Raw genomic sequence first — 6,260 nt, 5'->3', positions numbered from 1 at the left:
CGACGCCGTCAGGGACGGGCGGGGGCGGGTCAGCCGTCCTCCGGGGGTGGGAAGGTCGCGGCGAGTCGGAGCCCGGAGATCCAGTGGGCGGCGGCGGTCACCGCCGTGACGAGTCGGGAGACCCGTTCCGGGGTGAACCGGGTGGTGGGGCCGCCGAGCGCGAGGGCGGCGATGAGGTGGCCCTCGCCGCCGAGGATGGGCGCGGCGATGCCGGAGACGCCGTTCTCCCGTTCGCCGTGGGTGACGGCGTAGCCGTTGGCCCGGGTCTGTTCGACCTGTTCGCGCAGTTGCGCGATGTAGCCGGGTCCGTAGGGCGAGTTGACGGCGGCGGCCTCGACGACCTCGTCCGGCGCCCCGGTGAGCAGCACCTTGCTGGAGGCTCCCGCCCACAGCGGGAGGCGGTCGCCGATGCGGACCACCTGCCGCAGGGTCTGCGGGCCCTCCTGCTGGGCCACGCACATCCGGTGCGGTCCCTGCCGGACGTAGAAGCTGGTGGTCTCGCCGCACTCGTCGGCGAGCCGGCGCATGGCCTGCATGACCGGTTCGGGGAGTTCCCAGGCGGCCCGGGCCAGTCGTGCCCAGCGGAGGAGGCCGGCGCCGACGGTGATCTGGCCGTCCGGGCGCAGCCACAGCATCCCGGTCTGCTCCAGGGTGTCGACCATGCGGACCAGAGTGGTCTTGGGCAGGCCGGTGGCCCGGGCGAGGTCGCTCACCGTCCAGCTCAGCGTGTCCTCGTCGAACCTGGCCAGCACCTCGACCGCGCGGGCGACGCTGCGGATGCGGCCGCCGCCGCCCTCCTCGTCCGAGGTGCTTCGGGTCGTGCCGGAGGACTCGGTGACGCCGGGTGGGGCGCCGGTCTCGGTCATGGCGGCTCTCCTCGTGGGCCGGGCGGGGAAGGACGCCACCCAGGTTCTCATGCGACCTCAGAGCGGAACAAGTAGTCCGCTGTGCGGTTCAACCGGATGGCTGGATCGAGCCAGTGGTCCACTCAGTCGCTCGCTGGAGGTCCTCGACCCGCCGGCCGGCGTGCCGGGCCGGTCGCCGCTGGTGGCGAGGTCGCGGACGGCCAGGGCGCGGGTGGCCGCCCCGCGTCCCCATGGAATGCCAGACACCGGCGCGCCGCCGCGCGCCGCGGCCCGGTGGCCCTCCCCGACGAGCCCGGCCCGGGTGGTCCCGTCACGTGACGGGACCACCCGGGAGGCGATGGGGGTTCAGTCCCGCTCGTCGCTCTTGACCGCCAGCACGGGCATGGGCGCGTCCAGCAGCACCCGCTGCGCGGTGCTGCCCAGCAGGAACTTGCCCACCAGGCTGCGCTTGCGGATGCCGATCACCACGAGCGCGGCGTCCCGCTCGACGGCGAGGTCGATGAGGGCGCCGGCGACGTCCCTGTCCCTGCCCTCGGTGCGCACCTCGTACTCCAGCCCGGTCTCGTCCAACCGCGCGCGCAGCGCGACGACCTCGGCGTCGGTCGCGCCGTGGTCCTCCCCGCTCTCCTCGTGCTCGGTGTGCAGCACCACCAGTGACTGCCCGCGCAGGGTCGCCTCCTCGACGGCGCGGCTGATGGCCGCGCGGCCCTCGGGGTTGTCCCGGTATCCCACGACAATCGGCATTCAGTCCACCTCTTCAACTAGGAGCTGATCCGCAGAGCGGTTCGGTTTGACCGTTTCCCTCTGCTTCGCCCGTGATGCGCGAAAGCATCCCATGTCCACAGCCGCAGGTCAGCGGCCCAGGTAGGACGCGTTGCTCCTGCGAAGATGCCGGGACTGTAGCCCAACTCATAGGGCAGCCCTTATGGTGGCACGACCGAATCGCCAGGCGGACCTACTCGGGCCTGTGTCGTCCCCCGTTTCGCCGGGGTCGGCGACGGCCGGTGCGACTCGGTTCAGGCATCAGGAAGGAGTTCGACATGCGGCCCAAGCGACCGCTTGTCACCGGCATCTACGGTGTTGTCGTTGCCGCGCTCGTCGTGCTGGCCGGGATAGACGCCGGGAACAGCGCGGCCGGTGCCAGCGCCAGAAACAAGCTGACCCTGATGGCCCCCGCCGCCCCCGGCGGCGGCTGGGACCTCGCCGCCCGCGAGTCCCAGCAGGCCCTGCGGTCCTCGGGAATCGTCAACAACGCCCAGGTCGTCAACGTCCCCGGAGCCGGCGGCACCATCGGCCTGAGCCAGACCGTGGGCCGCGCCGGCGACGAGACCACGCTGATGGTCACCGGCACCGTCATGCTCGGCGCCGTCGAGGTCAACGGCTCCGAGCACGGCCTGGACGACGTCACCCCCATCGCCCGGCTCGCCGACGACTACGTCGTGGTCGTCGTCCCCGCCGACTCGCCCTACCAGACCCTGGACGACTTCCTGGCGGACTGGCGGAGCAACCCGCACGGAACCGCGATCGGCGGCGGTTCCCTCGGCGGCACCGACCACCTGCTCGCCGGCCTGCTCGCCCAGGAGGGCGGCGTCGACCCGGGCTCGCTCAACTACATCTCCTACGCCGGTGGCGGCGAGGTGATGACCGCCCTGCTGTCCCACACCGTCGCCGTGGGGGTCAGCGGCTACAACGACTTCTCCGACCAGATCGAGGCCGGTCGCCTGCGCGCGCTCGGGGTATCGGCCGCCGAGCCGGTCGAAGGCATCGAGATCCCCACCTTCATCGAGCAGGGCGTGGACGTCGAGCTGCCCAACTGGCGCGGCGTGATGGCACCGCCCGGACTGACCGACGAGGCCAGGGCCGAAATGGAGGCCATCATCACCGAGATGGTCGAGACCGAGGAGTGGGCCGACGCCCTGGACCGCAACCGCTGGGCGGACACCTTCATGGTCGGCGAGGAGTTCGAGGAGTTCCTCGACCAGGACATCGCACGTATTCGACAGGTCATTGAGGAGCTGGGACTGTGAGCAGCACCGTGGAGTCCTCCTCGGGTGCCGGGACGGAACACAGATCGTTCTGGACCGGGCGGAGTGGGCTCGTCGTCGCCGCCTTCCTGCTGGGGCTGGCGATCTTCCTCACCTACGGCACCCTCACCATGGAGGTGCCGCCCAACGTCAGCTCACCGGGACCGCAGTTCTTCCCGACCATCGTCACGGTGCTGACCTACCTGCTCGCGGTCCTGCTGGCCGTGCAGGTCATCCGCCACCCCTCCGTCCCCCAGGAGGAAACCGCCGCCGAGGAGACCGACGGCGCCGCCGAGGAGGAGGGCGCCGGGGAAGGGGCCGAGGCATCCGGCGAGGAGACCCCGGCGTCCGCTGGTGGCGCCGGTGAGCGACCGGCCGTCGAGCGGTACCGCACCCACACCGACTGGCGGACGGTCGGCATCGTGGTCGCCTCCTTCGTGGCCTTCACCGTCCTGCTGGTGCCGGTGGGCTGGCTGATCTCGGGAGCACTGCTGTTCTGGGGCGTCACCTACGCCCTGCACGGCAAGCGCCCGCTGTTCGACGCCAGCGTGGCGCTGGTGGTCTCCTCCGTGATCCAGCTGGCCTTCTCGGCCGGCCTCGGGCTCAACCTGCCCGCCGGAATCCTGGGTGGGGTGTTCTGATGGAAGCCTTGAATAACCTCTTCGAGGGTTTCGCCGGCGCGGTCAGCCCGATCAACCTGCTGTGGGTCGTGGTGGGCGCGGTGCTCGGCACCGCCGTCGGTGTCCTGCCCGGTCTCGGCTCGGCGATGGCGGTGGCCCTGCTGCTGCCCGTCACCTTCAGCCTCGACCCCATCGGCGCGTTCATCATGTTCGCCGGTGTCTACTACGGCGGTCTGTTCGGTGACTCCACCACCGGCATCCTGCTCAACACCCCGGGCAACAGCTCGGCGATCGCCACCACCTTCGAGGGCCACCGGATGGCCAAGGCCGGGCGGGCACCGCAGGCCCTGGCCACCTCGGCGATCGGCGCGTTCACCGGCGGCATGATCGCCACCACCCTGGTGGTGTTCTTCGCCCCCCACCTGGCCGAGCTGGCCAGCCTGTTCGGTCCGGCCGAGTACTTCGCGCTGGCGGTGTTCGCCTTCGTCGCCACCGCGACGGTGGTGGCCGAATCGGTGATCAAGGGCCTGGCGGCCCTGGTCATCGGTCTGGCCCTGGCGATGGTCGGCATCGACGGCCCCTCGGGCGCGTCCCGGTTCACCCTCGGCATGCCCCAGCTGTTCGACGGCGTGGCCATCGTGGTCATCACCGTCGGCCTGCTGGCGCTCGGCGAGGTGCTCTTCGTGGCCTCCCGCATCCACCGGGACAAGGGGCGCACCACCACCCCGTTCACCGGGCGGCCCTGGCTGAGCAGGTCCGACGTCCGCAAGGCGTGGCCGGCGTGGCTGCGCGGCGCCGGCTTCGGCGTCCCGTTCGGGGTCATCCCCGTCGGCGGGTCGGAGATCCCGACGTTCATGGCCTACGGCACCGAACGCCGGTTGGACCGCCGCCGGAAGAACCCGATGTTCGGCAAGGGCGCCATCCAGGGCGTCGCCGCACCGGAGGCGGCCGGCAACGCGACCGCGGGCAGCGCGATGGGCGCCCTGCTCGCCCTGGGACTGCCGACCTCGGCCACGGCGGCGATCATGCTGGCCGCGTTCCAGCAGTACGGCATGCAGCCCGGTCCGCTGCTGTTCGAGCGCAACGCCGAACTGGTCTGGACGCTGCTGGCCAGCCTCTTCATCGGCATGGTGGTGCTGCTGATCCTCAACCTGCCCTTCGCGCCGTTGTGGGCGAAGCTGCTGATGATCCCCAAGCACTACCTCTACGCCGGGATCTCGGTGTTCTGCGGCCTCGGCGTCTACGCCACCAGCTCCTCGACAGCCGACCTGGTGTTGTTGCTGCTCATCGGCCTGCTCGGGTTCATGATGCGCCGGTACGGGCTACCGCTGGCGCCGGTGCTCATCGCGGTGATCCTCGGGCCGCTGGCCGAGACCGAGCTGCGCCGGGCACTGGCCGTCAGCGAGGGGGACGTGGGCATCCTCTTCGACAGCGGCATCGCGGTGACGCTGTACGTGATCCTGGCGCTGGCCGTGCTGTTCATGGTGGTCAACAAGATCCGCCGGAGGGTGCGGCAGGACATCTGACCTGGTGCCGGCCTCCGGTCGGCCACGTGGTGCCGTCGTCGCGGTGTCCCCGGGAACCCCGGGGGCACCGCGACGTTCGCGTTCCGGGGTCGGGCCGCCCCCGGGACGTCCCTTCGGCAGGTGCCCGGTGCGACGTCCCGCGCCGGCGTCCCGACCTCCTCGTGCCGGCTCCGCCCATCCCGGGCCTGGGAGCGGCGCGCCCTCCCGCCGCCACCCGCGCCGACCGCTGACCAGCTCCGGCCGTGGTCTGCTGGAGGTGTACCGCTGAGTGGTACGGTGAGACCGCTCTACGGTTCACCTGGTGCGTCGGGGACGGCGCGACGACGAGGGAGGTCAGGAATGCCCACGGCGGCGACCGACGGCGAGGGTCTGCTCAGCGGCGTCCGGGTGCTGGATCTCAGCAACGTCCTGGCCGGCCCCTACGCCAGCTACCAGCTCGGCCTGTTCGGCGCCGACGTCATCAAGGTCGAGGTGCCCGGCAGCGGCGACCTCGCCCGACAGCTGGGCGCCGACCCCGACCTGAACCGGGACCTGCTCGGCGCGTCCTTCCTCGCCCAGAACGGCGGCAAACGCTCGGTCACCGTCAACCTCAAGTCCGAGGCCGGCCGGGAGGTCTTCACCCGCCTGGTGGCCCAGGCCGACGTCCTCGTGGAGAACTTCCGCCCCGGAGTCCTCGCCCGCCTCGGCTTCCCCTGGGAACGCCTCCAGGAGATCAACCCGCGCCTCGTCTACTGCGCCATCTCCGGCTTCGGGCAGAGCGGCCCCCTGCGCGACCGGCCCGCCTACGACCAGATCATCCAGGGCCTGTCCGGGATGATGGCGGTCACCGGAACCGAGGACACCGCCCCGCTGCGCGCCGGCTACCCCGTCGGCGACACCCTCGGCGGCCTGGCCGCCGCCATGGCCGTCGCCGCCGCCCTCGTCCGGGTGGCCCGCACCGGGGTCGGCTCCTGCCTCGACGTCTCCATGCTGGAGAGCGCGATCACCGCCCTGGGCTGGGCCGCCTCCAACCACCTCATCGCCGGCCGCGACCCCGTGCCCATGGGCAACGAGAACGCCACCGCCGCCCCCTCCGGCACCTTCCGCACCGGCCACGGCGCCCTCAACATCGCCGCCAACAAGCAGGAGCAGTTCGAGGCCGTGTGCCGGGTCGTCGGCCGCCCCGACCTGGCCACCGACCCCCGCTTCGCCCGCCGCGAGGACCGCAAGACCCACCGGCTGGGG

Annotated in this window: 6 protein-coding genes; 4 read left to right on the top strand and 2 right to left on the bottom strand. The window is 71.8% G+C overall.

Features of this window, described 5'->3' with window-relative positions; all coding sequences use genetic code 11:
• Nucleotides 1–29: 29 nt before the first annotated feature.
• Together ACTIDRAF_RS0218650 and ACTIDRAF_RS0218645 are read right to left on the bottom strand one after the other, a co-directional pair.
• A complete protein-coding gene (locus ACTIDRAF_RS0218650) occupies nucleotides 30–866 on the bottom strand; it encodes an IclR family transcriptional regulator (protein ID WP_016700244.1) in 837 nt (278 codons plus the stop codon).
• A 345-nt stretch (nucleotides 867–1,211) separates the two neighbouring features.
• Nucleotides 1,212–1,610, bottom strand: a complete 399-nt coding sequence (locus ACTIDRAF_RS0218645) for a universal stress protein (RefSeq protein WP_026066259.1) — start codon at nucleotides 1,608–1,610, stop codon at nucleotides 1,212–1,214.
• Nucleotides 1,611–1,906: 296 nt separating this feature from the next.
• Between ACTIDRAF_RS0218645 and ACTIDRAF_RS0218640 the strand changes: the two genes are divergently transcribed.
• The 4 genes from ACTIDRAF_RS0218640 to ACTIDRAF_RS0218625 form a co-directional block, all read left to right on the top strand.
• Nucleotides 1,907–2,893 (top strand): Bug family tripartite tricarboxylate transporter substrate binding protein, encoded by a 987-nt coding sequence (locus ACTIDRAF_RS0218640; RefSeq protein WP_016700242.1) that lies wholly within the window; start codon nucleotides 1,907–1,909, stop codon nucleotides 2,891–2,893.
• Nucleotides 2,890–3,531: a tripartite tricarboxylate transporter TctB family protein gene (locus ACTIDRAF_RS0218635; RefSeq protein WP_016700241.1), complete on the top strand. Its 642-nt coding sequence runs from the start codon at nucleotides 2,890–2,892 to the stop codon at nucleotides 3,529–3,531. Before ACTIDRAF_RS0218640 ends, ACTIDRAF_RS0218635 begins: the two co-directional genes overlap by 4 nt.
• Nucleotides 3,531–5,036 carry a tripartite tricarboxylate transporter permease gene (locus tag ACTIDRAF_RS0218630; protein ID WP_016700240.1) on the top strand — a complete coding sequence of 502 codons (1,506 nt, stop codon included), beginning with the start codon at nucleotides 3,531–3,533 and terminating at the stop codon, nucleotides 5,034–5,036. Before ACTIDRAF_RS0218635 ends, ACTIDRAF_RS0218630 begins: the two co-directional genes overlap by 1 nt.
• Nucleotides 5,037–5,375: 339 nt before the next feature.
• Nucleotides 5,376–6,260 (top strand): CaiB/BaiF CoA transferase family protein (locus ACTIDRAF_RS0218625; protein ID WP_016700239.1); only part of this gene is annotated, 885 nt, incomplete at its 3' end.

This window comes from Actinoalloteichus spitiensis RMV-1378, assembly GCF_000239155.1.
In the GTDB taxonomy this organism is placed as follows: Bacteria; Actinomycetota; Actinomycetes; order Mycobacteriales; family Pseudonocardiaceae; genus Actinoalloteichus_B; species Actinoalloteichus_B spitiensis.
Note: the sequence above shows the minus strand (reverse complement) of the source record. Positions and strands in the feature narration are given on the sequence as shown.